The organism is Kitasatospora sp. NPDC088264, assembly GCF_040685715.1.
In the GTDB taxonomy this organism is placed as follows: Bacteria; Actinomycetota; Actinomycetes; order Streptomycetales; family Streptomycetaceae; genus Kitasatospora.
Window position 1 is genome coordinate 100,111 of sequence record NZ_JBFBIR010000019.1, and the last position, 26,685, is coordinate 126,795.

General features: G+C 74.1%; 22 protein-coding genes. 7 read left to right on the forward strand and 15 right to left on the reverse strand.

The genetic code is table 11. The annotated features are described in order from the left end of the window. Positions 1-50 precede the first annotated feature (50 nt). Positions 51-1,070, forward strand: coding sequence for a TAXI family TRAP transporter solute-binding subunit (locus tag AB0O82_RS17685; RefSeq protein WP_363584579.1), 1,020 nt, complete (start codon positions 51-53; stop codon positions 1,068-1,070). Positions 1,071-1,186: 116 nt separating this feature from the next. On the opposite strand, the gene AB0O82_RS17690 is transcribed toward AB0O82_RS17685, so the two are convergent. Together AB0O82_RS17690 and AB0O82_RS17695 are read right to left on the reverse strand one after the other, a co-directional pair. Continuing rightward, positions 1,187-2,620, reverse strand: coding sequence for a HAMP domain-containing sensor histidine kinase (locus tag AB0O82_RS17690; RefSeq protein WP_363584581.1), 1,434 nt, complete (start codon positions 2,618-2,620; stop codon positions 1,187-1,189). 6 nt (positions 2,621-2,626) lie between these two features. Beyond that, entirely contained in the window at positions 2,627-3,382 is a 756-nt protein-coding gene (locus AB0O82_RS17695) for a response regulator transcription factor (RefSeq protein ID WP_350880177.1), read from the reverse strand. 371 nt (positions 3,383-3,753) lie between these two features. Here AB0O82_RS17695 and AB0O82_RS17700 point away from each other — a divergent pair, with 371 nt between their 5' ends. From AB0O82_RS17700 to AB0O82_RS17720, 5 genes are all read left to right on the forward strand, one after another. Further along, positions 3,754-4,527 (forward strand): amino acid ABC transporter ATP-binding protein, encoded by a 774-nt coding sequence (locus AB0O82_RS17700; RefSeq protein ID WP_363584583.1) that lies wholly within the window; start codon positions 3,754-3,756, stop codon positions 4,525-4,527. A gap of 120 nt (positions 4,528-4,647) precedes the next feature. Further along, on the forward strand, positions 4,648-5,550 hold the full coding sequence (locus AB0O82_RS17705) for a glutamate ABC transporter substrate-binding protein (RefSeq protein WP_363584585.1): 903 nt from the start codon (positions 4,648-4,650) through the stop codon (positions 5,548-5,550). A gap of 55 nt (positions 5,551-5,605) precedes the next feature. After that, a complete protein-coding gene (locus AB0O82_RS17710; RefSeq protein WP_363584587.1) occupies positions 5,606-6,256 on the forward strand; it encodes an amino acid ABC transporter permease in 651 nt (216 codons plus the stop codon). Then, a complete protein-coding gene (locus AB0O82_RS17715) occupies positions 6,253-7,104 on the forward strand; it encodes an amino acid ABC transporter permease (RefSeq protein ID WP_363584589.1) in 852 nt (283 codons plus the stop codon). Before AB0O82_RS17710 ends, AB0O82_RS17715 begins: the two co-directional genes overlap by 4 nt. Before the next feature lie 122 nt (positions 7,105-7,226). Beyond that, entirely contained in the window at positions 7,227-8,975 is a 1,749-nt protein-coding gene (locus AB0O82_RS17720) for an FAD-dependent monooxygenase (protein WP_363584591.1), read from the forward strand. Between the two features lie 68 nt (positions 8,976-9,043). Here the strand turns inward: AB0O82_RS17720 and rny are convergent, their stop codons facing one another. The 7 genes from rny to AB0O82_RS17755 all read right to left on the reverse strand — a co-directional run bounded on the left by rny (position 9,044) and on the right by AB0O82_RS17755 (position 16,836). Next, a complete protein-coding gene (gene rny / locus AB0O82_RS17725) occupies positions 9,044-10,513 on the reverse strand; it encodes a ribonuclease Y (protein WP_363584593.1) in 1,470 nt (489 codons plus the stop codon). A gap of 156 nt (positions 10,514-10,669) precedes the next feature. Beyond that, a complete protein-coding gene (gene recX, locus AB0O82_RS17730; protein ID WP_363584631.1) occupies positions 10,670-11,422 on the reverse strand; it encodes a recombination regulator RecX in 753 nt (250 codons plus the stop codon). Between the two features lie 340 nt (positions 11,423-11,762). Further along, the gene (recA, locus tag AB0O82_RS17735) at positions 11,763-12,881 is read right to left on the reverse strand and encodes a recombinase RecA (protein WP_363584595.1); all 1,119 of its coding nucleotides are present in this window, start codon (positions 12,879-12,881) and stop codon (positions 11,763-11,765) included. 177 nt (positions 12,882-13,058) lie between these two features. Further along, positions 13,059-14,192, reverse strand: coding sequence for an AI-2E family transporter (locus AB0O82_RS17740; protein WP_363584633.1), 1,134 nt, complete (start codon positions 14,190-14,192; stop codon positions 13,059-13,061). A 207-nt stretch (positions 14,193-14,399) separates the two neighbouring features. Beyond that, on the reverse strand, positions 14,400-14,594 hold the full coding sequence (locus AB0O82_RS17745) for a DUF3046 domain-containing protein (RefSeq protein ID WP_363584597.1): 195 nt from the start codon (positions 14,592-14,594) through the stop codon (positions 14,400-14,402). Next, positions 14,591-15,181 (reverse strand): GNAT family N-acetyltransferase, encoded by a 591-nt coding sequence (locus tag AB0O82_RS17750; RefSeq protein ID WP_363584599.1) that lies wholly within the window; start codon positions 15,179-15,181, stop codon positions 14,591-14,593. Before AB0O82_RS17750 ends, AB0O82_RS17745 begins: the two co-directional genes overlap by 4 nt. 53 nt (positions 15,182-15,234) lie before the next feature. Beyond that, entirely contained in the window at positions 15,235-16,836 is a 1,602-nt protein-coding gene (locus AB0O82_RS17755; protein ID WP_363584601.1) for a S8 family serine peptidase, read from the reverse strand. 172 nt (positions 16,837-17,008) lie between these two features. Here AB0O82_RS17755 and AB0O82_RS17760 point away from each other — a divergent pair, with 172 nt between their 5' ends. Then, positions 17,009-21,760, forward strand: coding sequence for an ATP-dependent helicase (locus AB0O82_RS17760; protein ID WP_363584603.1), 4,752 nt, complete (start codon positions 17,009-17,011; stop codon positions 21,758-21,760). 77 nt (positions 21,761-21,837) lie between these two features. Here the strand turns inward: AB0O82_RS17760 and AB0O82_RS17765 are convergent, their stop codons facing one another. From AB0O82_RS17765 to AB0O82_RS17790, 6 genes are all read right to left on the reverse strand, one after another. Beyond that, on the reverse strand, positions 21,838-22,122 hold the full coding sequence (locus AB0O82_RS17765) for a hypothetical protein (protein WP_363584605.1): 285 nt from the start codon (positions 22,120-22,122) through the stop codon (positions 21,838-21,840). 55 nt (positions 22,123-22,177) lie between these two features. Then, the gene (locus AB0O82_RS17770; protein WP_049660741.1) at positions 22,178-22,546 is read right to left on the reverse strand and encodes a helix-turn-helix transcriptional regulator; all 369 of its coding nucleotides are present in this window, start codon (positions 22,544-22,546) and stop codon (positions 22,178-22,180) included. 381 nt (positions 22,547-22,927) lie between these two features. Next, entirely contained in the window at positions 22,928-23,419 is a 492-nt protein-coding gene (locus tag AB0O82_RS17775; RefSeq protein ID WP_363584607.1) for a CinA family protein, read from the reverse strand. 17 nt (positions 23,420-23,436) lie between these two features. Next, positions 23,437-24,075: a CDP-diacylglycerol--glycerol-3-phosphate 3-phosphatidyltransferase gene (pgsA, locus tag AB0O82_RS17780; protein WP_363374405.1), complete on the reverse strand. Its 639-nt coding sequence runs from the start codon at positions 24,073-24,075 to the stop codon at positions 23,437-23,439. After that, entirely contained in the window at positions 24,072-25,565 is a 1,494-nt protein-coding gene (gene rimO, locus AB0O82_RS17785) for a 30S ribosomal protein S12 methylthiotransferase RimO (RefSeq protein WP_363584609.1), read from the reverse strand. Before rimO ends, pgsA begins: the two co-directional genes overlap by 4 nt. Positions 25,566-25,682: 117 nt before the next feature. Further along, the gene (locus tag AB0O82_RS17790; RefSeq protein WP_363584611.1) at positions 25,683-26,546 is read right to left on the reverse strand and encodes a helix-turn-helix domain-containing protein; all 864 of its coding nucleotides are present in this window, start codon (positions 26,544-26,546) and stop codon (positions 25,683-25,685) included. Between the last annotated feature and the right edge of the window lie 139 nt (positions 26,547-26,685).

Here is a 26,685-nt window from a genome sequence, read left to right on the forward strand (position 1 = left end):
CCCCACCGTTTCCCCTCCCGTTCCGGCGGAGCGCCTGGCAGTATCCCTGCATGACCCCCACCACCCCGTCCCGTCTCGGCGCCGCCGTCCGCACCGCGGCCCGCAGCCCGCTGTGGCGGACGGTGCTGGTGCTGGTGCTGCTGGTCGCGGGGCTGGGCGGCTGGTGGCTGTCGGCGGGCCGCTCGCCCGGCTACCCGCGCGGCGAGACGCGCTTCGCGACCGGCGTGCAGCGCGGTGTCTACGACCGGTACGGGCAGCTGCTGGAGGCCCACGTCGCCAAGGCCATGCCGGGGGTGCGGCTGGCCCTGGACAACACCGAGGGCTCGATCGACAACCTGGCCCGGGTGACCAGCGGCCAGGACGACTTCGCGATCGCCACCGCCGACGCCGTCGCCGACTACCAGGGCCCGGGCAAGGACCGGCTGCGGGCGATCGCACGGCTGTACGACGACTACCTCCAGCTGATCGTCCCGTCCTCCTCGACGGTGCACCGCACGGCCGACCTCAAGGGGCTGCGGGTCGGCGTGGGCCTGCCGCAGTCCGGGGTGAACCTGGTGACCAGGCGGCTGCTGGCCGCGGCCGGCCTGGACCCGGACCACGACATCGTCCCGGTGTCGGCGGGCGTCGGGGACGCCGCCGACCAGCTGCGGGAGAACAAGCTCGACGCCTTCTTCTGGTCCGGCGGGCTGCCGACCAGCGCCCTCACCGACCTGTCCGACCACATGCGGATGCGGGTCGTGCCGCTGGGGGACCTCGCCGGGGCCATCCACAAGATGGAGGGCGGCGGCACCGATGCCTACCGGGCGGCCACCATGCCCAAGGGCACCTACCCGAACGCCGACCCCAAGGACGCCGTCTCCACCGTGGCCGTGCCCAACCTGCTGATCACCCGGGACGACGTGGACCCGGGCCTGGTCGAGGGCATGACCCGGGCGGTGATCGACAGCCGCGACCAGATCGGCGCTCAGGTGCACGCCGCCCAGCTGGTCGACCTGCGCACCGCCGTCTACACCGACCCGCTCCCGCTGCACGAGGGCGCGGCCCGCTACTACCGCTCGGTGAAGCCCTGAAGGTGGAGCCCTGAAGGTGGAGCCCTGAAGGTGGAGCCCTGAAGGTGAGGCCCTGAAGGTGAAGCCCTGAAGCCCGGAAGCCCTGACGCCGCACGGGCGCCGTGGGCCCGTACGGGCTACCGCTTCTCCGGCCGCGGCACCGCCAGCGTCACCGCGAGCCCGGTCGGCTGGACCGGGGCGAAGGCGAGCGAACCGCCGCCCGCCGCCAGCAGGGTGCGGGCGATCGACAGGCCGAGCCCGGAGCCGTCCACGTTCTGGTGCCGCGGGCTGCGCCAGAAGCGGTCCCCGGCGCGGGGCAGCTCGTCCTCGGCGAGGCCGGGCCCGGCGTCCGTGACGGTCACCGCGACCTCGTCCCGGCGCACCGAGACCTTCAGCCGCACCCCGCTGCCGGCCGGGCCGAACTTGAGCGCGTTGTCCAGCACGGCGTCCAGGGCGGAGCCGAAGCCGATCGGGTCCGCCATGCCGACGGCGAGCGCCGGGCCCTCCCAGCGCAGCTCGATCCCGCGCTGCTCGGCGACCGGCCGCCAGGCGTCGACCCGGGCCAGGGTGAGCGCGGCGAGATCGGTCTGCTCGGGTTCGGGGCGGGCGTGCTCGGCGGTGGCCAGGCCCAGCAGGTCGTCCAGCACCCGGGCCAGCCGGACGCCCTCCTCCCGGACGCCGCCGAGCTCCTCCTCGTGCCCCTCGGGCAGTTCCAGGCCGAGCACCTCGACCCGCAGCAGCAGGGCCGCCAGCGGGTTGCGCAGCTGGTGCGAGGCGTCCGCGACGAAGGCCTTCTGCTGGTCCATGGCGAGCACCACGTGGTCGGCCATCTCGTTGAACGAGCGGGCCAGCCGCTGCAGCTCGGGCGGGCCGCCGCCGGGCGCGACCCGGGCGGCCATCCGGCCGGTGGCGATGTCGTGGGTGGCCCGGTCGAGGGTGCGGACCGGGCGCAGCACCCACTCGGTGAGCCGACCGGCCAGCAGCACCGCGACGATCATCGCGGCGGCCTCGCCGGCGCCGATCACCAGCCAGCTGTGCAGGATCCGGGTGCGCAGCGCCCCGGTGGGGGACTCGCTGAGCACCACCGCGACCACGTCGCCGTCGCGCACCACCGGGGTGGCGACGGTCAGGGTGCGGTCGTCGGTCCACGGCCAGACCTGGGGCGGGTTGTGGCTGCGCCGCCCGTCCAGCGCCTCCTGGAAGGCCTGCGCGCCCCAGCCGCCGGGGGGCACCCGCCAGTCGGCGGGGGCGGCGGCGATCGGCACGCCGTCGCGCTGGAAGATGCCCAGCCGCACGCCGTACAGGTCGTGGTAGCGGCGGACCTCGGCGTCGATCGCGTGCCGGCGGCTGACGTCGCCGGGGGCGGGCTCCGGGTCGCCCTTGAGCGCGGACTCCACCGCCGAGGGGCCGGAGGTGGGCAGGTCCTGGGCGAAGCGGGCGGCGTCGTCGAGCCGGTCGACGACCACCTTGCTCTGCTCGGCCGCCGCGACCGCCGCCGCGAGCGGCAGCCCCAGGGCGGCCAGGACGCAGAGCATGAGGGCGATCAGGATGCCGAGCAGGCGGGTGCGCACGTGCGGTCAGCGCTCCGCGGGGGCGGGCGGGGCCGGGTCCGCGGCGGGCGCCGGGGACTCCGGGATCAGGCGGTAGCCGACGCCGCGGACGGCCTCGACCAGGCCGGGCAGCGCGAGCTTGTTGCGCAGCGAGCCGATGTGCACCTCCAGGGTGCGCCCGTTGCCCTCCCAGCCGCTGCGCCAGACCTCGCTGAAGATCTGCTCGCGCCGGTAGACCACGCCGGGGCTCTGGGCGAGCAGGGCGAGCAGGTCGAACTCCTTGCGGGTGAGCGGCACGTCCCGGCCGTCCACGCTGACCCGGCGGCGCTCCCGGTCGATCCGGATGCCGCGGGACTCCAGCGGGCCGCGCTGCTGCGGGACGGCGTCGGGCGCGGGCACCGCCACCGAGGCGGGGGCGGCGCCGCGGCGGGCCACCGCGTGGATGCGGGCGAGCAGCTCGCCCATGTCGTAGGGCTTGGTGACGTAGTCGTCGGCGCCCAGGTTGAGGCCGTGGATCCGGGAGCGGATGTCGGCGCGGGCGGTGACCATGATCACCGGGACGCCGCTGCCGGCCCTGATCCGGCTGCACACCTCGAAGCCGTCGCGGTCGGGCAGCCCGAGGTCGAGCAGCACCACCCGGTACGGGTCGTTCCCGTCCGGCACCAGGGCGTCCAGCGCCTCGTGCCCGCTGCGGGCGTGCCGGACCTGGAAGCCGTGCCGGCCCAGTACCGCGACCAGCGCGGCGGCCACGCGTTCGTCGTCCTCGACGAGCAGCAGTCGCATCCTGTTCTCCTCCTTCCCCCACCTGATCACCGGGACCGCCCGGTCGGGCCCCGGTCCTGCGCAGTATGAGCCAGTGGGCGGCCCGGCGCCAGGCTCGGTCGCCCGACGGCTGCCACGGGGCGGGGCGCGCCGGCGCGGACGCCCGCTTTCACATGCCCCGTTGGCGACCCGGCGAACGGCCCACGAGCAGCGTGTGGCCGTTTCGTGATCCTCAAGTTCCGCTCAGATCGGCTGACGGCACGTCGTCATCACTCCTATGGTCGGCCCACCGGGGGCTGCGGCTCCGCCGGTCGCGGCTCCCGGATTTCGTACCACCATTGCCGCCCAAGGGAGTTCAGACTTTCACGGGCCGACACGAGGGAGCAGGCGCGATGGCCGAGAATCCGGTCGAGGACTCCACCCCTGCAGCCGCCCCCCTGGTCGTGCTGAGCAGCGTGAACAAGCACTACGGAGCGCTGCACGTCCTCCAGGACATCGACCTGAAGATCGTCCAGGGCGAGGTCGTGGTCCTGATCGGGCCGTCCGGCTCCGGCAAGTCGACGCTCTGCCGGACGATCAACCGGCTGGAGACCATCGACTCCGGCACGATCACCATCGACGGCCGCCCGCTGCCCGCCGAGGGCAAGGAGCTGGCCCGGCTGCGCGCCGAGGTCGGCATGGTGTTCCAGAGCTTCAACCTGTTCGCGCACAAGACGGTGCTGGAGAACGTCGTCATCGGCCAGGTCAAGGTGCGCGGGATCGCCCGGGCGCAGGCCGAGAAGACCGCCCGCGAACTGCTGGAGCGGGTCGGTGTCGGCGCACAGGCGGACAAGTTCCCCGCCCAGCTCTCCGGCGGCCAGCAGCAGCGCGTGGCGATCGCCCGGGCGCTGGCGATGAAGCCCAAGGTGATGCTCTTCGACGAGCCCACCTCGGCCCTCGACCCGGAGATGGTCAACGAGGTGCTGGAGGTCATGCGCCAGCTGGCCGCCGACGGCATGACGATGGTCGTGGTCACCCACGAGATGGGTTTCGCCCGCTCCGCCGCCAACCGCGTGCTGTTCATGGCCGACGGCCGGATCGTCGAGCAGAACACCCCGGACGCCTTCTTCACCGCGCCGCGTTCCGACCGTGCCAAGGACTTCCTCTCGAAGATCCTCCACCACTGACGCTTCGAGACCACGCGGGACCGCCGCCGGCAAGGACGCCGGGCGGCCCTGCCCGCGCACGCACCTTCCAGACGCCAGAGCCCGGTTAGCCGTGGCCCAGCTCCCAGGAGACCAACCCTCATGAGGACTCGTCGCACCCTCGCCGTCGCGCTCTGTGCCGTCGCGCTCACCGCCACCGCCGCCTGTGGCAAGGACGGCACCCCCGGCGCCACCGCCGCGAACAGCGGCAACGCCCCGGCGCTGCCCACCTACACGGTCAAGACCGACGTCAAGATCGACTCGGCGATCCTCGCCGAGGCGAAGAAGCGCGGTCAGCTGATCATCGGCGCCAAGGCCGACCAGCCGTTCCTGGGCTTCGAGGACGTCGCCAGCGGCGACCGCAGCGGCTTCGACATCGAGATCGCCAAGATGATCGCCGCCGACCTCGGCTTCAGCCCGCAGCAGATCAAGTGGCAGACGCTGGTCTCCTCGCAGCGCGAGCCGGCCATCGCCAAGGGCCAGATCGACTTCTACGTCGGCACCTACAGCATCAACGACGAGCGCAAGAAGACGGTCTCCTTCGCCGGCCCGTACTACATCGCCGGCCAGGACTTCCTGGTGAAGGCCGACAACACCTCGATCACCGGCCCGGAGAGCGTCGGCGGCAAGAACATCTGCACCGCCACCGGCTCCACCTCGATCAAGAACATCCAGCAGTACAACCCGAAGATCACGCAGTTCGACACCTACTCGGCCTGCGTCGAGAAGCTGCTGTCCGGCGAGGTCGACGCGGTCACCACCGACGACGCGATCCTCAAGGGCTACGCCTCCAAGTACGCCCCCAAGCTCAAGGTGGTCGGCAAGCCGTTCACCAAGGAGAACTACGGCGTCGGTCTCAACAAGGACGACGCGGTCCTGCGCAACGCCATCAGCGACGCGCTCAAGGCCCACGAGGACAACGGCGACTGGAAGAAGGCCTACGACGCGACCCTGGGCGCGTCCGGCTCCGCCGCGCCGGCCGTGCCGGCCCTCGAACGCTACTGATCCGGTCCACGCCCGACCATCCGTCCTGACCATCTGATGAGAGGAGGGCCGCCGGATGGGGTTCCTGTTCGAGCAGGACAACTTCACGTTGTTCCGCGACGGCTTCCTGCAGACGATCGAGCTGAGCGCGCTCAGCGCCCTGCTCGCCCTGCTGCTGGGCACCCTGCTGGCGGCCTTCCGGGTCTCCCCGGTGCCGGTCCTGCGTGCCTTCGGCACCGCCTGGGTCACGCTGTTCCGCAACACCCCGCTGACCCTGCTGTTCTTCGCCGTCACCTTCGGCCTGCCGCCGCTCGGGGTGCACTTCGGCCACCTCACCTTCGCGGTGCTGGCGCTCGGCGGCTACACCGCCTCGTTCGTCTGCGAGGTGATCCGCTCGGGCATCAACACCGTGCCGCTCGGCCAGGCCGAGGCGGCCCGCAGCCTCGGCATGAGCTTCGGCCAGACCCTCACCCTGGTCATCCTGCCGCAGGCCACCCGGACCGTCCTGGCCCCGCTGAGCAGCGTGTTCATCGCGCTGCCGAGGAACTCGGCGATCGCCGGCGCGTTCAGCGTCAGCGAGCTGTACAGCGTGCAGCAGACCCTCTCCGAGCGCGGCTACGCGATCTTCGGGATCTTCTTCTGGGTGGCCTGTGCCTACCTGGTGATCAGTGCCACGGTCGCCACGCTGTTCCGCGTCCTGGAATCCCGACTGGCGGTGGCCCGATGAGCAACCTCTTCACCCGCACCCCCACGGCCAGCGTCCTCTACGACGCCCCCGGCCCGCGGGCCCGCACCCGGTACCGGCTGTTCGGGGTGCTGGCGCTGATCGGCGTCGCCGCCCTGCTCTGGTACGTCTTCGCCGCGCTCTCCGACAACGGCCAGTTCGACCCGCAGATGTGGGACGCGTTCCAGTACAACACCGTCCAGCAGCGCATCGTGGACGGCCTGCTCTCCACCCTGGAGGCCTTCGGCCTGGCCGCACTGTTCTCGCTCGCCCTGGGCGGCCTGCTCGCCGCCGGGCAGCTCTCCGACCACAAGCCGGTCCGCTGGGCGGCCGTCGGCTTCGTCCAGTTCTTCCGGGCGATGCCACTGCTGATCCTGATCGTCGCGCTCTACTACGCGTTCTTCGCGAAGGAGCCGATGTGGGCGCTGGTGCTCGGCCTCACCCTCTACAACGGCTCGGTGCAGGCCGAGATCATCCGCAGCGGCGTCAACGCCGTCCCGCGCGGCCAGGCCGAGGCGGCCTACGCGCTCGGCATGCGCAAGACCCAGGTGATGGCCGGCATCCTGGTGCCGCAGGCGATCCGCTCGATGCTGCCCTCGATGATCGGCCAGCTGGTCGTCACCCTGAAGGACACCTCGCTCGGCTTCGTCATCACCTTCCACGAGCTGCTGTTCGTCGGCAAGGCGATCGCCAGCCAGCCGATCAACGCCGCGGGCTTCCCCTACATCCCCGTGGTGCTGGTGATCGGTCCGATCTACATCGCCATGTGCCTGCTGCTGACCGCCCTCGCCCGGTGGATCGAAGCGCGCGGCCGTCGCGGCGCGAACCGGCGCACTTCAGCTGCTGCTTGACGCACACGCAGGTGAACTGTTGCATTGCTCTTCGTGACACCTCCCGGGAGCATCCACGCGGCATATGCGGCAGCGGTAACTGACGCCGGCCCATCGGCCGGTTCGTGCCCGGAGGTCACCACATGGACCCGGTGATCGTGGTCGGGGCCGGACCGGTCGGTCTGGCCCTGGCCCTCGCCCTCGCCCGGCACGAGGTGCCGACCATCGTCCTGGACGAGGGCTCCGGGCTCTGCCCCGAGGGCCCGCGCAGCGTCGTCCTCGGGGCCGACACCGCCGCCTTCCTCACTCGGATCGGCTACCCGCGGGCCGTCTCGGACTCCGCCCTCTGGGACTCCTTCACCGTCTGGCGCCGCCGCCAGGAGGTGCTGCGGATCGACCTCACCGACTCCCCCGCCTTCCACCTGCCCCAGCACCGCCTCCAGCGCGGCCTGCGCGACGCCCTCACCGGCACCCCGCTGGTCCGGCTGGTCCCGCTGAGCCGGGTCGTCGAACTGGAACAGGACCGCGACGGCGTCAGCGTCCGCACCCACGGCACCCAGGACGGCTCCAGCACCTGGTGGCGCGGCAGCCACCTGGTCGGCTGCGACGGCGCCAGATCCGCCGTCCGCAAGCTCCTGAAGATCCGCTTCCCCGGCCGCCCCGCCGTCGACCGCAACGCCATCGCCACCGTCCGGGTCGACCTGCCCTTCCACGAGGCCCGGCTGCACCGCGAGCCCCCGTGGCGCGGCGACCGCGAGGCCTCCGCACGCCCGCTGCCGGACGGCGTCTGGCGGCTCGACTGGCGGCTGCCCCCCGGGCGGCCCGCCCCCACCGAAACCGTCGACCCGCACGCCACCTGGCCCGGCGTCGTCACCGGCGACACCCTGCTCACCCGGGTCACCGCCACCCTCACCGGCTGGTGCGGCGAACTCCCCCGCTTCGACCTGCTCGCCGCCGCCGACCACACCGCCCAGCAGCGCCTCGCCGCCCGGTTCCGCAGCGGCCGCTGCTTCCTCGCCGGCGACGCCGCCCACCTGCACGGCGCGCTCGGCATGCAGAACCTGGCCGACGGGCTGCGCGACGCCGACAACCTCGCCTGGCGGCTCTCCCTCGCCTGGCACCTCCACTCCGGCGGCCCACAACCCGGAGGCTCCCTGCTGGACGGCTACGAGGCCGAACGGCGCGGCGCGGTCGGCGCCCGGCTGCGCGCCGTCGACCAGTCCATGCCGCTGCTGCGCCCGCTGCGCGGCTGGCAGCAGACCCGGCGCTCGCTGCTGGTCGGCGGCTTCCGCAAGCACGCACCGCTGCTCGCCGACGGACAGCTCGGCACCGGCCGCTTCGGCGGCGCGCCCGCCTACCCGGCCGCGCCCTCGGGCGTCCCCGGCCGGGTGCCGGTCCAGCGCGGCGCCCGCGGCACCACCTCGCTCAGCGAACTGCTGCCGGCCACTGCCCCCGGCGTGCTCGTCCCGGACCTGCCGGTGCTCGCCGCCGACGGCACCCCGGACCACCTGCACGCCCGGCTCGGCGTCACCTTCCTGCTGCTGCTGGTCGCCCCCGGCACCGCCGTCTGGTCCGCCGAGCACTGGCTGGGCGCCGGCCTGATGCCCCGGCTCGCCGAGGTCGCCGCCGCGCTGCCGGTGCCCGCCGAAGTGCTGGTCACCGAGGAGTACCCGGAGGCCGGGCCGCACACCGTGCTGCTGATCCGGCCGGACGGGCACCTGGTCGGCGCCACCCAGGGCGCCGCCGCCGAAGACCTGCTGGCGCTCGCCGACCGCGCCCGGGGCGGGCCGGCCCCGCTCGCCGGCGCACCCGAAGCCGAGCCCGACCAGGACCCCGCGCCGGAGCCCGCCGTCCGCCAGGCGCCCCGGCAGGTGGACTCACCCCGCGCGTAGGGCCCTGGCGCGCGCCCCGGGCGTGCGCCGGACAGGGCCTGGCAGGGCCTGGCAGGGCCGGGCAGGGCCTAACTCGCCACCGCGATGGCCCGGCTCTCCCGGACCACCGTCACCCGGATCTGGCCGGGATAGGTCAGCTCCTCGGCGACCTGCCGGGCGACCTCGCGGGCGATCAGCTGCGCCCCGAGGTCGTCCACCTCCTCCGGCCGCACCATCACCCGTACCTCGCGCCCCGCCTGCATCGCGTACACCTCGGCCACGCCCTCGTGCGCGCGGGCGATCTCCTCCAGCCGCGCCAGCCGCCGCACGTACACCTCCAGCGACTCCTTGCGCGCCCCGGGCCGCCCGCCCGAACAGGCGTCCGCGGCCTGCGTGAGCACGGCCTCCACGGTGCGCGGCTCCACCTCGCCGTGGTGCGCGGCGATCGCGTGCACCACCTCCGGGGACTCCCCGTGCCGGCGGGCGAAGTCCGCGCCGACCGCCGCGTGGCTGCCCTCGACCTCGTGGGTGAGCGCCTTGCCGATGTCGTGCAGCAGTGCCGACCGCCGTACCGGCTCCGGGGCCACCCCGAGCTCGGCGGCCATCATCCCGGCCAGGTGCGCGGACTCCAGCAGGTGCCCGAGCACGTTCTGCCCGTACGAGACCCGGTAGCGCAGACTGCCCAGGGTGCGGACGAGTTCGGGGTGCATCCCGCCGACCCGGGCGTCCAGCAGGGCGTCCTCACCGGCCCGGACGCAGCACTGCTCGACCTCCTCGCGGCTGCGCTCGTGGACGTGCTCGATCCGGGTCGGGTGGATCCGGCCGTCCTCGACCAGTTGTTCCAGGGTGAGCCGGGCGGTCTCCCGGCGGACCGGGTCGAAGCAGGAGAGCTGCACCGTCGCGGGGGTGTCGTCGATGATCAGGTTGACGCCGGTGACCGCCTCGGAGGCACGGATGTTGCGGCCTTCGCGGCCGATGATCCGGCCCTTCATGTCCTCGCTCGGCAGCCGGAAGACGGTGACCGCCGTCTCGGCGGTCTGCACCGTCGCCAGCCGCTGGATCGCCCCGGCGAGGATGCCCCGGGCCCGGCGCTCGCCCTCCTCCCTGGCCTCGCGCTCGAGCTCCCGGACCGTGACCGCGGCCTCCCGCCGGGCCGTGGTCGCGGCCTCGTGCAGGAGTTCGGCGCGGGCCTGCTCGGCGGAGAGTCCGCCGGCCCGCTCCAGCACCGCCACCCGGCGGGTCACCAGCGCCTCGGCCTCGCCCCGGGCGCGCTCCAGCTCGGCGGAGCGCGCGGCGAGTTCGTCCTCCCTGGTCCGGACCCGGCGCAGCTCCTCGGCCAACTGCTCCTCACGCCGGTCGAGTTCGGCCCGCTGCCGGGAGGTCTGCTGCTCGGCCCAGCCGCGAACGCGCTCGGCCTCGACGCCGGCGCGCCGCTGGGCGGCCCGGAGCCGCTTGGCCAGCAACCCGACCAGGACGGCGAGGAGCAGCAGGACGGCGCCGGCCGACCCGGCGAGGAGCAGCAGGGAGGCGTCCGATCCGGTGCCCGCAGAGATCCTCATGCCGCCCACTCCCCGTCACCGCTGTCCGCCGCCCGGCGTGGACCGCCGTCCGGAAGCGCCCCCGCACTGAGTGCGAGGCTAGGCGCGGGTCACGAAACGGTCAAGACTCGACCTGGACTGGACCAAGAAGCGTACGCAATAGCTACCGGACGGCCACTAGTCCCTCCCGGTTCCCGACGGTTCGCCCGGCTCCTCCTCGTCCAGCGCGCTCCGCACCACCCGGAACGCCAGCCCCTCGGAGTAGCCGCGCCGGGCCAGCACGCCGACCAGCCGCCGCATCCGGACCTGCGGGTCCAGCCCCCGGGTGGACCGCAGCTTGCGGTCCACCAGCGCCCGGGCGGCCTCGGTCTCGTCGTCGTGGTCGAGCTGGGCGACGGCCTGTTCGACCAGGTCCGCGGCCACGCCCTTGGTGCGCAGTTCCTGGGCCAGCGCCCGCCGGGACAGCCCCCGGACGGCGTGCCGGGACTCCACCCAGGCCGCGGCGAAGGCCGCGTCGTCGATCAGCCCGACCTCTTCGAGCCGGGTGAGCACCTCGTCGGCGACGTCGTCCGGGATCTCCCGCTTGCGCAGGGCGTCGGCGAGCTGTTTGCGGCTCTTGGCGGCGCCGGTGAGCAGCCGCAGGCAGATGTCGCGGGCACGGCCCTCGGGATCGGCCGTCTCCTCGGCCCCGGCCCGCTTCCGCGCGGTTCGGCCGGTACGGGCGGAGGGGTCTCGCTCGTCACCCGGAGCGCCCGCCTCGTCCGAGGCGTGCCCGGCGGAGCGCCCGGCCGCAGTGCGCCGCCCACGACGCGTCCCGGCACCGGTGCGCGGGGCCGGAGCGGTCACACCCCCGTGACCGACCGCCCCGGCCTCGCCCCGGCCGCTGCCCGCCGTCGCGGAGCCGGCCTCGTCGAACTCCTCGGCCGCCAGTGCCGATCGCCGCCTGCGGCGGCCGGTGGGCAGTTCGGAGGCGGAGACGAGCCCGAGCTCGTCCACCGTCGGCTCCGCCGGAGCCGGCCCGGGCGCCGCGCCGCGCACCGCCCGGGCCGGCGCCCGGTCGAACTCCGGCTCCGAACCGGATGCCCACTGTGCGGCGGAGGACCGCTCCCGCCGCCGCCCCTTCCGGGACTGCGACCGCGCCCGGGGCGTCGCCTCGAACGGCGGCTCCGGCTCCCCCGCCACGGCGGCGAACCAGTCCGGCGGCCCGTAGTCGTCGCCGTCCGGACCCGCCGGTCCGCCCTCACCCACTGCGTCGTGCTGCGTCAACGGTTCAGGCCTTGGCGGCCGCCGCCGTCTTCTTCGCCGCGGCCGTCTTGGCGGCGGTCGCGGTGATCGGCTTCGCGGCGCCGTCGGCGGCAGCGGCCACGGCCTCGCCCTCGGCCGGCTCCTCGGTCTTCGGGCCGATGCCGAGCTTGCCCTTGATCTTCCGCTCGATCTCGTCGGCGAGCTGCGGGTTGTCCCGCAGGAAGTTGCGGGCGTTCTCCTTGCCCTGGCCGAGCTGGTCGCCCTCGTAGGTGTACCAGGCGCCGGACTTGCGGATGAAGCCGTGCTCGACGCCCATGTCGATCAGGCCGCCCTCGCGGCTGATGCCGACGCCGTAGAGGATATCGAACTCGGCCTGCTTGAACGGCGCGGCGACCTTGTTCTTGACCACCTTGACGCGGGTGCGGTTGCCGACCGCCTCGGTGCCGTCCTTCAGGGTCTCGATCCGGCGGATGTCCAGCCGGACGGAGGCGTAGAACTTCAGCGCCCGGCCACCGGTCGTGGTCTCCGGCGAGCCGAACATGACGCCGATCTTCTCGCGCAGCTGGTTGATGAACACCGCCGTGGTGCCCGACTGGTTCAGCGCACCGGCGATCTTGCGCAGCGCCTGGCTCATCAGCCGGGCCTGCAGACCGACGTGCGAGTCACCCATCTCGCCCTCGATCTCCGCACGCGGGACGAGCGCCGCGACCGAGTCGATGATGATCAGGTCGACCGCGCCGGAGCGGATCAGCATGTCGGTGATCTCCAGCGCCTGCTCACCGGTGTCCGGCTGGCTGACCAGCAGGGCGTCGGTGTCCACGCCGAGCTTCTTGGCGTACTCGGGATCGAGCGCGTGCTCCGCGTCGACGAAGGCGACCGTGCCGCCGGCCCGCTGGGCGTTGGCCGCCAGGTGGAGGGTCAGGGTGGTCTTGCCGGAGGACTCGGGGCCGTAGATCTCGACCACCCGGCCGCGCGGGATACCGCCGACACCGAGGGCGACGTCCAGGGCGGTGGACCCGGTGGGGATCACGTCGATCGGCTCGTTGGCCTTCTCGCCCAGGCGCATCACCGAGCCCTTGCCGAACTGCCGCTCGATCTGAGCGAGTGCGTTCTCAAGGGCCTTCTCGCGGTCCGTACCTGCCATGGCTTCCACCCTCGGGTTCTGTGCTGTGCGCTTCATCGTCCTCGACGCTAGCGCGTCCCACTGACAAACGAGCCCGACCCGGCTCCGCCTGTGGAAAACTCCTCGCCGGAGAGTATAGAGAACAACTGTTCGATTCAAGCCTCGCACGTCCGAACGGTGCCGCCACCGCCGGCCGGGTCACCTCCCGTCGCCGCCGACCATCCGCCGCAGCCGCCGCGCCGCCTCCCGGCGCAGCTCCCGCCGGGCCCGCCGCTGCTCGCCCCGGTCGATCCGCGGGTCGGTGGCCACCTCGTACCGCCGCACGTACGTTCCGACGAAGCCCTGCAAGGTGGCCGCCGCCGGGATGGCGATCAGCGCGCCCACCGCGCCGAGCAGCGCCGCGCCCGCGATCACCGCGCCGAACGCGACCGCCGGGTGCACGTCCACCGTCCGCGCGGTGATCCTCGGGTGCAGCAGGTAGTTCTCGACCTGCTGGTAGACCACCACGAAGATCAGCACCCAGAGCGCGTCCACCGGCTGCACGGTGAGCGCCACCAGCACCGGCAGCGCGCCGGCCAGGTACGTCCCGATGGTCGGCACGAACTGCGACATGACGCCGACCCAGACCGCCAGCGCGGCCGCGTACGGCAGGTCGAGCAGCGCGAACATCACCCAGTGCCCGATCGCGGAGACCACCGCGAGCAGCGCCCGGGAGTACAGGTAACCGCCGGTCTTGGCGAGTGCGATCTCCCAGGCCCGCAGCACCTCGCCCTGCTTGGCGGGCGGCAGCATCGAGCAGACCGTCCGGCGGACCCGCGGGCCCTCGGCGGTGAAGTAGAAGGTGAACAGCCCGACCGTGAAGGCCTGGAAGAGCCCGCCGATCACGGTGGAGGAGAGGCCCCAGACGTTGTCGGCGGCCTGCTGGGCGTAGCTCTCGATCGCGCCGGAGTCCTTGAGCAGCTTCTTCTGCAGCTCGCCCAGCGACAGGTCCTGATGGAACGTCCGGTTCACCCAGTTGATCAGGTTGTCGACCAGGTGCGGCAGGTCCCCGGCGATCTTCGCGACCTGATCGACCAGCAGCGTGCCGAGCGCCGCGAGGAACCCGATCACCGCGATCCCCACCGCGACGAACACCAGGAAGGTGCCGATCCCGCGACGCACCCCGCGCGCCGCCATCCGGTCGACGGCCGGCTCCAGCGCCAGCGAGAGGAAGAAGGCCACCAGCAGCATCACGAAGAGGTCGATCAGCTGGTGGAAGGCCCAGTCGGCGAGCTGGAACAGCCCGACCAGCACCAGGGCCAGCACCATCGCCCGGGGCAGCCAGCGCGGCATCCCGCCACCCCAGAGGCCGCCGGCCGCGCCCTCCGGCAGCCGCGGTTCGGGCGGCGGGCCCGGAGCCTCGTCGGCGACCCGCGCCGTCCTGTCCGAATTCTGTGCTTCTGCGCTGCTTGTCACTCCGACAGTCTCACCCATCCCCCGGAACCGCCCGAGCACCGGGCACCCCGCCGGGGCGGGGTCGGTCCCGCGGGCGGGCGGTGGTCAGCGCAGCACGCCGGAGACGCCCTGGGTCTCGCAGACCACCCGCCAGACGTCCTTGGCCTCCCAGCCCGCCTCCAGCGCCTGCCGCACCGTCCGCCCGCCGAGTTCGCTCATCACGTGGTCGGAGGCGAAGGACTCCGCGTACGCCTCCCCGAAGTGCGCGTGCATCCGTCGCCAGAACTCCGTCAGCCTCATGGCTCCAGTATCCCGGACCGCGCGGCCCCGCTCCGGGCCCGCCACTGCCCGGCCGTCAGCGCGTACTCGACCTCACCGTGCTCGCTGCCGGGGATCGCCTCCGGGTAGTCCTCGTGGAAGGTGCGGACGAACGACAGCCCGGTCTTCTCCATGACCCGCCGCGAGCCCGCGTTGACCGTCATCGTGTACGCCACCACCCGCCGCACGCCCAGTTCGGTGAAGCCGCGGCGGACCAGCGCCCGCGCCCCCTCGGTCGCGTACCCGAGCCCCCAGGCGGCCCGGCGCAGCCGGTACCCCAGCTCGACCTCGGAGCGGTCGCCGTCCCGCGTCGGCCGGAACTCGAACCAGCCCAGGAAGGCCCCGCCGTCCCGCTCCTCGGCCGCCCACCAGCCGAGGTCGCCGTACCGCCGGTGGTGCGCGAGGTACAGCGGCAGCAGTTCGCCCTCGACCCGCTCCCGCGCGGTCGGCCGCCCGCCGGTGAGGTGGCGCATCACCTCCGGGTCGCCGTCCAGTTCGACCAGGTGGTCGACGTCCGCTGCGGTGAAGCGGCGCAGCACCAGCCGCTCGGTGGTGAGGAAGACGGTCACGCCCCGATCCTCACCCGCCGGCCCGGGCGGCGTCACCCGGTTTTCCGCCCGCCTCAGCGCGGCAGCGCGAGCAGCCCGGCACCGAAGTACTGCCGGGCCCCGCAGGCGTACGGCCCGGGCGGGCAGGCGGCCGCCGCGGTGCCGGCGAGCAGGGCGGCGAGCGGGGCGGAGCCGTAGTCCGGGTGCAGGGCGGCGGCCACCGCGACCACGCCGGTGACGTGCGCCGCCGCCATCGAGGTGCCGGCCAGTGCCGCGTACTGCCCGCCCGGCCAGTCGGAGACGATCGCGCCCTGCGGCCCGCTGTCCGGGTCGCCGCCGGGGGCGGCCAGCGAGACCCGGCCGCGGCCGTAGTTCGAGTAGCCGGACGGGCGGCCGTCCCGGTTGACGGCGGTGACGGTGACGACGCCGGGCAGTTCGCCGGGCAGCCGGATGCACTCGGTGCCCAGGTAGCGGGAGCGGGCCGGGCCGGAGACCCGGTCGTTGGGACTGCGTTCGTCCGTCCGGGCGGCACCGAGGTCCTGCCCGTCGTTGCCCGCCGAGGCGACCACGACGGCGCCCTTGCGCTGGGCGTAGGCGGAGGCCCGGCCGACGGCGGCGATCAGCGCGGCCTGGTCCTGGTCCTCCGGGCAGTTGTACTTCCACGGGTCGGCGAAGTAGCTGTTGTTGATCGCCTTGGCGCCGTGGTCGGCGGCCCAGAGCATGCCGCACACGATGTTCTCGGCGTAGTACTGGCCGAGCGGTCCGAGCAGCCGGACGGCGGCGATCCGCACGCCCGGCGCGACCCCGGTGACGCCGTGGCCGTCCCGGGTGGCGCCGACGATCCCGGCGACGTGGGTGCCGTGGCCGCTCTCGCTGACCCCGGGGTCGGGCCGCCAGGAGCCGGAGCGGGCGTCGGGCCGGCCGTCGGCGCAGGAGACGGAGGCCTTCGGGTCGACGGCGGCGCGCAGGTCCGGGTGGGTGTCGTCGACGCCGGAGTCGAGCACCGCGACGAGCACCTTGTGCAGCGCGTCGGCGGTCGGCGCGCCGGCGGGACCGCGGATCCCGGTGGAGGCGTCGCCGGCCCGGGCGCCGGCGCCGCCGAGCATGGCGAGGTTCCACGGGTCGCCCTCGCCCGGGTCTGGCACCGTGACGGTGCCGCCGTCCTGCCGGTCGGTGCTGTCGCGACGGGCCCTGTCGGTGCTGCTGCGACGGGCGTGATCGCTGTCGCGACGGGCCTGATCGGTGCTGCTGCGGCCGGCGCGGTCGGCGCGGTCGGTACCGGCGGCGAAGTCCCCGGCGCCGTCCAGCAGGCGGGGCGGGGCGACCACCGGTTCGGTCCGGGTGGTGCCGACGGCGGCGATCCCGGGCCGGGCCCGCAGCGTGCCCGCGAAGCCGCCGGTGGCGTACGCCAGGACGGCCCCGATCTGCGGGTACTCCTGGACCACCTGCCCGCCCGCCGCCCGGCTCTCGGCCCCGGCCAGGGCGGCCCCGGCGGCGTCCTCCTGCCCGGCGAGCACCAGGTAGCTGAGGTAGGGCCGGCCGGATCCGGACACGTACGGGACGGCGCCGCCGACCACGAGTGCGGTGAGCAGCATCGCGAGCAGCGCCCGGGCGGGCCCGCGGACGCGGCGGCGGGCGGCACGGGCGGGACTGCCGGACGGGTTCACCTGCGCCATCGCACGGTCTCCGCTCGTCGGTCCGGTGGGTCGGGGGTGGATCACTGGCCTGATTCATCACCATATGAGCGGATTTGCCTTTTTGCTCCTTTAACTACACCCGGGCTCACCACACCCGTGCGACCTCCGCTCCCCCACCCCGGTTGTCGGTGCCACCCGGCACCATGGGGGCATGGCGCCCCCGCACCCGACCCCGCCGAACGACGACCCCCTGGCCGGATTCGCCCCGACCACCCGGGCCTGGTTCACCGGCGCCTTCTCCGCCCCCACCACCGCCCAGGCCGAGGCCTGGCGCGCCATCCGGCAGGACACCGACGTCCTGGTGGTCGCCCCCACCGGCTCCGGCAAGACGCTCGCCGCCTTCCTCTCCGCCCTGGACCGGCTGAGCAGCACCCCGCCCCCGGCGGACCCCAAGCGCCGCTGCCGGGTCCTGTACGTGTCGCCGCTCAAGGCCCTCGCGGTGGACGTCGAGCGCAACCTGCGTGCCCCGCTGACCGGCCTGCGCCAGGCCGCCGTCCGGCTCGGCCTGCCCGAGCCGGAGGTCCAGGTCGCCACCCGCTCCGGCGACACCCCCGCCGCCGACCGCCGCCGCTTCGCCACCCACCCGCCGGACATTCTGATCACCACCCCCGAGTCGCTGTTCCTGCTGCTCACCTCCGCCTCCCGGGAGGCACTGCGCGGCGTCGACACGGTGATCCTCGACGAGGTGCACGCCGTCGCCGGCACCAAGCGCGGCGCCCACCTCGCGCTCAGCCTGGAGCGGCTGGACGAACTGCTGGAGCGCCCGGCCCGCCGGATCGGCCTGTCCGCGACCGTCCGCCCGGTCGAGGAGGTGGCCCGCTACCTCAGCCCGCAGCGCGGCGCCGTCGTCGTCCAGCCCGCCGCCGCCAAGGAGTTCGACCTGTCGGTGGTCGTCCCCGTCCCCGACCTGGACGACCTGCCCGCGGCCCCGGCCACCGGCGCCTCCTCCGACGCCGACCCGCAGCGGCAGGCGTCGATCTGGCCGCACGTCGAGGAGCGGATCGTCGACCTGGTCCAGGCGCACCGCTCGACCATCGTCTTCGCCAACTCCCGCCGCCTCGCCGAGCGCCTGTGCAACCGGCTGAACGAGATCGCCCTCGAACGGGCCACCGGTGAGCGGCTGCCCGAGGCGCACTCCCCCGCCCAGCTGATGGCCGAGTCCGGCGTCGCCAAGGGCGCCCCGCCGGTCATCGCGCGCGCCCACCACGGCTCGGTCTCCAAGGAGCAGCGGGCGCTGGTCGAGGAGGAGTTGAAGGCTGGCCGGCTGCCCGCCGTGGTCGCCACCTCCAGCCTGGAACTGGGCATCGACATGGGCGCCGTCGAACTGGTCGTCCAGGTCGAGTCCCCGCCCTCGGTCGCCTCCGGCCTGCAACGGGTCGGCCGGGCCGGCCACCAGGTCGGCGCCGTCTCCACCGGCGTCTTCTTCCCCAAGTACCGCGGGGACCTGGTGCAGTCCGCCGTGGTCACCGAGCGGATGCGGGCCGGCCGGATCGAAGCGCTGCGCGTCCCGCGCAACCCGCTGGACGTGCTCGCCCAGCAACTGGTCGCGATGACGGCGCTGGACGCCTGGCCGGTGGACGACCTGCTCACCGTGGTCCGCCGCGCCGCGCCCTTCGCCACCCTCCCGCAGTCCGCCTTCGAAGCCGTGCTCGACATGCTGGCCGGCCGCTACCCCTCGGACGCCTTCGCCGAGTTGCGCCCCCGGGTGGTCTGGGACCGGGTGGCCGGCACCGTGACCGGCCGGCCCGGCGCCCAGCGGCTCGCCGTCACCTCCGGCGGCACCATCCCCGACCGCGGCCTGTTCGGCGTCTTCATCGCCGGCGCCACCGGGTCCGATTCGAAGACGGGCAAGAAGGGCGGCGGCCGGGTCGGAGAGCTCGACGAGGAGATGGTCTACGAGTCCCGCGTCGGCGACGTGTTCACCCTCGGCACCACTTCCTGGCGGATCCAGGAGATCACCCACGACAAGGTGCTGGTCACCCCCGCCCCCGGCGTGCCCGGCCGGCTCCCGTTCTGGAAGGGCGACACCCTCGGCCGCCCACTCGAACTCGGCCGCGCCCTCGGCGCGTTCACCCGCGAGCTGGGCGCCCTGACGCCCGAGGCCGCCACCGCCCGGCTGCACCGGGCCGGCCTGGACGACTGGGCCGCCGCCAACCTGCTCGACTACCTCGCCCAGCAGCGCGCCGCCACCGGCCACCTCCCGGACGACCGCACCATCGTCGTCGAGCGCTTCCGGGACGAGCTCGGCGACTGGCGGATCGTCATCCACTCCCCCTTCGGCGCCCAGGTGCACGCCCCCTGGGCGCTCGCGCTCGGCGCCCGGCTGCGCGAGAAGCACGGCCTCGACCCCCAGGTCATGCACGCCGACGACGGCATCGTGCTGCGCCTGCCGGACGCCGACCTCCTCGCCACCGACTTCGACTTCAACAGCCCTTCGGAGCGGTCCGGTTCGGACGAGGCCCCGGTCGGCGCCGACGCCGCCCTGTTCGACGCCGCCGAGATCGAGCAGCTGGTCACCGACCAGGTCGGCGGCTCCGCCCTGTTCGCCTCCCGCTTCCGCGAGTGCGCCGGCCGTGCCCTGCTGCTCCCGCGCCGCAGCCCCGGCCGCCGCACCCCGCTCTGGCAGCAGCGCCAGCGCGCCGCCCAACTGCTCGAAGTCGCCTCCGAGTACGGCTCGTTCCCGATCGTCCTGGAGGCCGTCCGCGAGTGCCTCCAGGACGTCTTCGACGTGCCGGGCCTGGTCGAGCTGATGGGCGACCTCGAATCCCGCGCCGTCCGCCTGGTCGAGGTCACCACCCCCGAGCCCTCGCCCTTCGCCCGCTCCCTCCTGTTCGGCTACGTCGCCCAGTTCCTCTACGAGGGGGACTCCCCGCTCGCCGAGCGCCGCGCCGCCGCCCTCTCGCTCGACTCCCGGCTGCTGTCCGAACTCCTCGGCCAGGCCGAGCTGAGCGAACTGCTCGACCCGCAGGTCATCGCCGAGTTGGAGGCCGAGCTCCAGCGCCTCACCCCCGAGCGCCGGATCAAGGACGCCGAGGGCGTCGCCGACGCGCTGCGCCTGCTCGGCCCGCTCACCGAGGCCGAGCTGGCGGCCCGCGGCGCCGAGCCGCTCTGGGCACTGGAGTTGGAGGCCGCCCGCCGGGTGATCCAGGTCCGGATCGCCGGCGAGCGGCGCTGGTCCGCCGTCGAGGACGCCGGGCGGCTGCGCGACGCGCTCGGCACCCCGCTGCCGGTCGGCGTCCCCGAGGCCTTCACCGAGCCGGTCAAGGATCCGCTGGGAGACCTGCTCGCCCGCCACGCCCGCACCCACGGCCCGTTCGCCGCCGCCGAGGCGGCCGCCCGCTTCGGCCTCGGCACCGCCGTCGTCACCGGCACCCTGCACCGGCTCACCGCCGCCGGCCGACTGGTCCAGGGCCAGTTCCGCCCACCCGTCGCCCGCCAACACCCTTCGCCGGAGGCGCTCCACACCACCCCTCCCGACCACACCACCACCGAGTGGTGCGACGCCGAGGTCCTGCGCCGGCTGCGCCGCCGCTCGTTGGCCGCCCTGCGCCAGGAGGTCGAACCCGTCCCACCGCGCGCCCTGGCCGCGTTCCTCCCGCAGTGGCAGCACCTGGCCGGCCACCGACTGCGCGGCCCGGACGGCCTGCTGCGGGTGGTCGAACAGCTCCAGGGCACCGCCCTGCCCGCCTCCGCCCTGGAGAAGCTGATCCTCCCGGCCCGGCTCACCGACTACTCCCCCGGCCTGCTGGACGAGTTGACGGCGGCCGGCGAGATCGGCTGGTGCGGGGCCGGCGCACTGCCCGGCAAGGACGGCTGGCTCAGCCTGCACCTGGCCGAGCACGCCCACCTGCTGCGCCCCGAGCCCGTCCCGCCCGCGCTCACCCCCGTGCACAGCGCGCTGATGGCGGCACTGGCCGGCGGCTACGGCCTGTTCTTCCGCCAGCTGGTCCAGCAGTTGCCGGAGGAGACGCCGGAGCCGGAGGCCGTCGAGGCGCTCTGGGACCTCGTCTGGGCCGGGTACGTCACCAACGACACCCTCGCCCCGCTGCGCGCCCTGCTCGGCTCCGGCCGGACGGCCGGTGCCACCGCCCACCGCGCGCCCCGGGCGACCCCGCGCGGCCGCTACGGCGGCGCCGGCCGCGCCTTCGGCCGGGTCGGCGGCGCGCTGCGCAGCGGCCCGCCGACGGTGGCCGGGCGCTGGTCACTGCTGCCCGCCTTCACCACCGACCCGACGGTCCGGGCCACCACCCAGGCGCAGAGCCTGCTGGACCGGCACGGCCTGGTCACCCGGGGCGCGGTGGCCGCCGAGCGGGTGCCGGGCGGCTTCGCCGGGGTGTACCGGGTGCTCGCCGCGATGGAGGAGCGCGGCCGGGCCCGCCGGGGCTACTTCGTCGAGGGGCTGGGCGGCGCCCAGTTCGCCATGGAGGGCGCGGCCGACCGGCTGCGCTCGGTCAACGGACGACTGGAGCGGGCCCGGGCCGCCGAGTGGCCGGCCGCCCCGGCCACCGAGCCGCCGCAGGTGCTGGTGCTGGCCGCCGCCGATCCGGCGAACGCCTACGGCTCCGCGCTGCCCTGGCCGGAGCCGCCGACGGCCCCCGGAGCCAAGGAGGCCCGGGCGCACCGCCCGGGCCGCAAGGCGGGCGCCCTGGTGGTGCTGGTGGACGGCGAGTTGGCGCTGTACGTCGAGCGGGGCGGCAAGTCACTGCTGGCCTGGCCGGAGGACGGCGCCACCCGGGCGCTGGCGGTGGGCGCGCTGGCGGCCGCGGTCCGCGAGGGTGCGCTCGGCAGCGTCACGGTCGAGCGGGCGAACGGCGAGCCTGCCCTCGGCTCGGCGCTGGGCGCCGCGCTGGAGGAGGCCGGTTTCCACGCCACCCCGCGCGGCCTGCGCCTGCGGTCCTCCTGAGGTCCGCCGACAGCGAAGGCCGCGGGGCATCCGGTGCCCCGCGGCCTTCGTTCGCTCGTATCACCCGTTCGAGTGGCTCAGCCGACCGTCGGCGGTTGCGCCTCCACCCGGGCCACGGCCGCCGATGGGCGCCGCTCCGGCCCGGTGGCGTCCCGGTCGGCGTGGACCGGGATCAGGCCGAGTCCCCAGCCGCCGGCCGCGAGCAACCCCAGCGCGGCGCCGTCGGCCAACTGTCCCCGGACCGCCGGCAGCCACCAGACCAGCCCTGCCGTCAGGATCACCAGGACCCGGCGGGCCGGCCACGGCATCAGTCGCCGCAGCCGTATTCGAGCCTCCGTGCACGCCGTCGCGGCTCTGCGCACGACCGCCCTCCTTCGCTCGCCCCGGGCACCAGGAGCCCGGGAGTCGAGGCCGGGTTCAGGCGGCGACCACGTCCATCGCGGCGGCCTTGGGCGACATGTTCGCCCGGTCGGTGCCGGGGGCGGGCAGCGGAACCGGTTCGAGTACCGGCCTCAGCAGATCACCTTCGGAGAGGGTGGCCATCGCCGCAAGTTCGGCGAGCGACAGTTCGTCGCTGACCTCGCGCATGACCTCGGACATCCGGACGTCGAGCGCGTCGCAGATGGCGGAGAGCAGCTCCGAGGAGGCCTCCTTCTGTCCCCGCTCGACCTCGGAGAGGTAACCGAGCGAAACCCTGGCTGCCGCCGACACCTCGCGGAGTGTGCGGCCCTGGCGCTGGCGCTGCCGACGCAGTACATCGCCCAGTAGGCGACGAAGCAGGATCATCGGTGCCTCCCTCCTCGGACTGCGGATCGAGATGTCACGACCCCACCGTACCGCCTTGCCCGCATCGCGTGCGGGGACCCTGGTCGTGTTCACTCTGGGCTGCAAGGCTGTCCCCCTCCTCGTTCCGGTGTCGTTCCCGGGTCCGCGGGCCCCTCGTGGTACCCGCCGTGGGCCGCCCGGCCACCGTCACGCAACTCGTTCGCCACCTGGTTTCTGCCCAACCAGGCCGTTGGATGTAACACGATCCTCCAGCTGTGCCATGCCCGCGGACCGGATCGGCAGATCGCGGTTCGGTGGAGATCGCCGCGACCGGGACTCCACCACGCCTCCGCGGCGCCTCCACACGGGCTGCAGGACGCCCGGGTGCGGGCCCCGCGGGGTTCAGGTCGTGGGCGTAGCGGCCCGTAGCCGCCCGACGAACAGCTCCAGAGCGGCGGTCACCGCCCCGTGACGGATTCTGGCACGCCCGCCCGACAGCCGGGGCGAACTGACCAGAGTTCCCTCCGGACCGGCGACCGCCAGGTGTACGGTGCCCACCGGCTGCCCGTCCTGCGGGTCCGGCCCGGCCACCCCGGTCGTCGCGATCCCGTACGTGGCCCCCAGCAGCCGGCACACGCCCTCGGCCATCTGCCCCGCCACCACCGGGTGGACCGGCCCGTACACCGCCAGGAGCCCCTCGTCCACGCCGAGCACCGAGGCCTTCAGCTCGGTGGCGTACGCCGTGACCGAGCCCCGGAAGGTCGCGGACGCCCCGGGGACGTCGACCAGGGCGGCCGCGAGCAGCCCTCCGGTCAGCGACTCGGCGACGGCCAGCGTGCCGCCCCTGGAGCGCAGCGCCTCGTGCGCCCGTACCGCCAGCTCGTGGTCCGTCACCCGGTCTCCCCCGTCACTCACCGGCCCGCGCGCTCCGCGGCCAGTCCCTCGCGGCGCATGCGCAGCGCCTGTCCGACGTAGTCCAGCGCGGTGCCGATGGTCAGCAGTACCGCCAGGGCCATCAGCACGGCCCGGGCGGTGGCCAGCCAGCCGGTCAGCTCCAGCACGTACATGCCGACCGCGATGCCCTGGGTCAGCGTCTTGATCTTGCCGCCCCGGCTGGCCGGGATGACGCCGTAGCGGATCACCCAGAAACGCATCAGGGTGATGCCGAGTTCGCGGGCCAGGATCACCGCGGTGACCCACCAGGGCAGGTCGCCGAGCAGCGAGAGGCCGATCAGCGCCGAGCCCATGATCGCCTTGTCGGCGATCGGGTCGGCGATCTTCCCGAAGTCGGTGACCAGGCCCTTGCGCCGGGCCAGCTCGCCGTCGAACAGGTCGGTGATCATCGCGATGGCGAACGACGCCCAGGCGACCGAGCGCCACTTGGGGTCGTGCCCGCCGTCGGCGAACAGCAGCGACACGAAGACCGGCACCAGCAGCAGCCGGAGCATCGTGAGCATGTTGGCGATGTTCCAGACAGCCGGCGCCGGCGGCACCGCGGCCGGCGGTCTGCCCGGATGGGCCGCGGCCGGGGCGCCGGGCCCCTTGGTCATTCCCCGGCTCCCGGGGCCTGACGGACCCGGACCGGCTCCAGCGCCTCGGCGATCAGGTCGACGCCCTCGCTGGCGACCACCTTGGCCCGGTGGAACTGGCCGATCTGCGGGTCCTCGACGCCGGTGAGGGTGGTCAGGCCGTCGGTCTCGGGGGCCTGGTGGGCGGCCCGGCCCTCGACCACGCCGTCCTCGATGGACTCGATCAGGACCTCGACCTCGGTGCCGACGCGCTGCTCGGCCCGCTGGGCGGTCATCTCCTCGGCCAGCCGGCTGAGCCGGTTCAGCCGGTCGGCGATCACGTCCTCGGACAGCTTGCCGTCGTAGGTCGCGGCCTCGGTGCCGTCCTCGTCGGAGTAGCCGAAGACGCCGATCGCGTCCAGCCCGGCGTGCGTGACGAAGCGCTCCAGCTCGGCGAAGTCCGCCTCGGTCTCGCCGGGGAAGCCGACGATGAAGTTGGACCGGGCGCCGGCCTGCGGGGCCCGGTCGCGGATGGTCTTCAGCAGGTCCAGGAACTGGTCGGTGGAGCCGAAGCGGCGCATCCGGCGCAGCACGGCGGGCGCCGAGTGCTGGAAGGACAGGTCGAAGTAGGGCACCACGTCCGTGGTCCCGGTCATCGCGTCGATCAGCCCGGGGCGCATCTCGGCGGGCTGCAGGTAGGAGACCCGGACCCGCTCGACGCCCTCGAGCGCGGAGATCTCGCCGAGCAGCGTCTCCAGCAGCCGGATGTCGCCGAGGTCCTTGCCGTACGAGGTGTTGTTCTCGCTCACCAGGACGACCTCGCGCACGCCCTGCTCGGCCAGCCACTGGGCCTCGTGCAGCACGTCGGAGGGGCGGCGGGAGATGAAGGAGCCGCGGAACGCCGGGATGGCGCAGAAGGAGCACCGCCGGTCGCAACCGGAGGCGAGCTTGACCGAGGCGACCGGGTTGTCGTCGAGCCGCTTGCGCAGGGTGCGCGGGCCGGAGGCCGGGGCGAGGCCCTCGGGCAGGTCGGCGATCGGCTCGGCCGGGGTCTCGGCGGCGCCGTGGCCGGGCAGCGCGACGGCCTCGGCGGCGGACTGCCGCTCGGCCGGGCTGATCGGCAGCAGCTTGCGGCGGTCGCGCGGGAGGTGCGGGGCGTGGTGGCCGCCGGAGAGGATGGTCTGGAGGCGGTCGGAGATGTCGGAGTAGTCGTCGAAGCCGAGCACGCCGTCGGCCTCGGGCAGGGCGTCGGCGAGCTCCTTGCCGTACCGCTCGGCCATGCAGCCGACCGCGACGACGGCCTGGGTGCGGCCGTGCCCCTTGAGGTCGTTGGCCTCCAGCAGGGCGTCCACGGAGTCCTTCTTGGCGGCCTCGACGAAGCCGCAGGTGTTGACGACGGCGACGTCCGCTTCGGCGGCGTCGTCGACGAGCAACCAGCCGTCGGCTTCCAGTCGCCCGGCGAGTTCCTCGGAGTCCACCTCGTTGCGGGCACATCCGAGCGTGACAAGGGCGACAGTACGGCGTTCAGGCATAGGGCCAAGATTAACGCGCGGCCTCCGGTGCCGTTCGCCCCGGAGGCCGCGCGCCTCGGATTACCAGATCTTCGCCAGGCCGCAGGGCCGCTCTCCAGGGCCTCCGCAGGCCTGTGGTCAGCCCGCCTGCGGATCGCCGGGGGTGTACGTGACGTGCACCACCTGGCCGTCCTTGCCGAGGAGGCCGAGGTCCTTGCCGTTGACGTACGCGTGCACGGCCCCGCCGTTTCCGAGCACCAGCTTGATCTGCTTGGCGTCGGTGAAGGTCTGGTCCTGGCCGTCGCTGATGTTGTTCTGGAACAGCGACTTCCCGCTGCCGTCCACCGCGGACACCCAGCTGGTGCTGCCCTCGGCGACCAGCTTCACGGTGACCTTGTCAGCCGGGACGGCGGCGATCGCGGCCGCACTCGGCACGGGCGCCGGCGGCTGCACGGTGGGCGAGGGCACGGAGGCGACCGAGCCGGTGCCGGAGCCGCTGGGCAGCGGCGCGCTGGCGGAGCCGGTGCCGGTGTGGCCGTCCTTGCCGCTGACCAGGTTGAAGCCGATCAGGACGACCACCACGACGATCGCGGCGACCATGGCCGCCGCCCAGTTCGGCCGGCCGCGGCCGGGCACCTTGATCGGGCCGCTGTCGATCAGCTGGGTCGGCCGCTTGGAGGCGGGCGAGCCGCCGTGCGCGGCGTCGTACCGGGCGATCAGGGCCTCGCCGTCGACGCCGACCTCGCGGGCGATCGCGCGGATGTGCCCGCGGGCGTAGAAGTCGCCGCCGCAGCGGCCGAAGTCGTCCTCCTCGATGGCATGGACGATCGGCACCCGGACCCGGGTCGCCGTACTCACCTGGTCCACCGTGAGCCCGGCCTCGATCCGGGCGGTGGACAGCACCCGGCCGATGCTCGGGGCATCGGCCGCCTGCACCGCGTCGTCGGTCGACTCGACGGACGACGGGGCGTTCTCGCGGTCGGGGGACTTGCCGATGGTCACGGGGCACGCCTTTCGAGCGGATGGCCACCTGCTGGGGAACAGTCTAGGGGCGCGGGCGGATCGTTTCTCAAGCGGAACAGGCCCGAATGCGCGCGCCCGCCCCGACGGGGGCCCGGCACCCCGCTGAACGGCCGTCAGC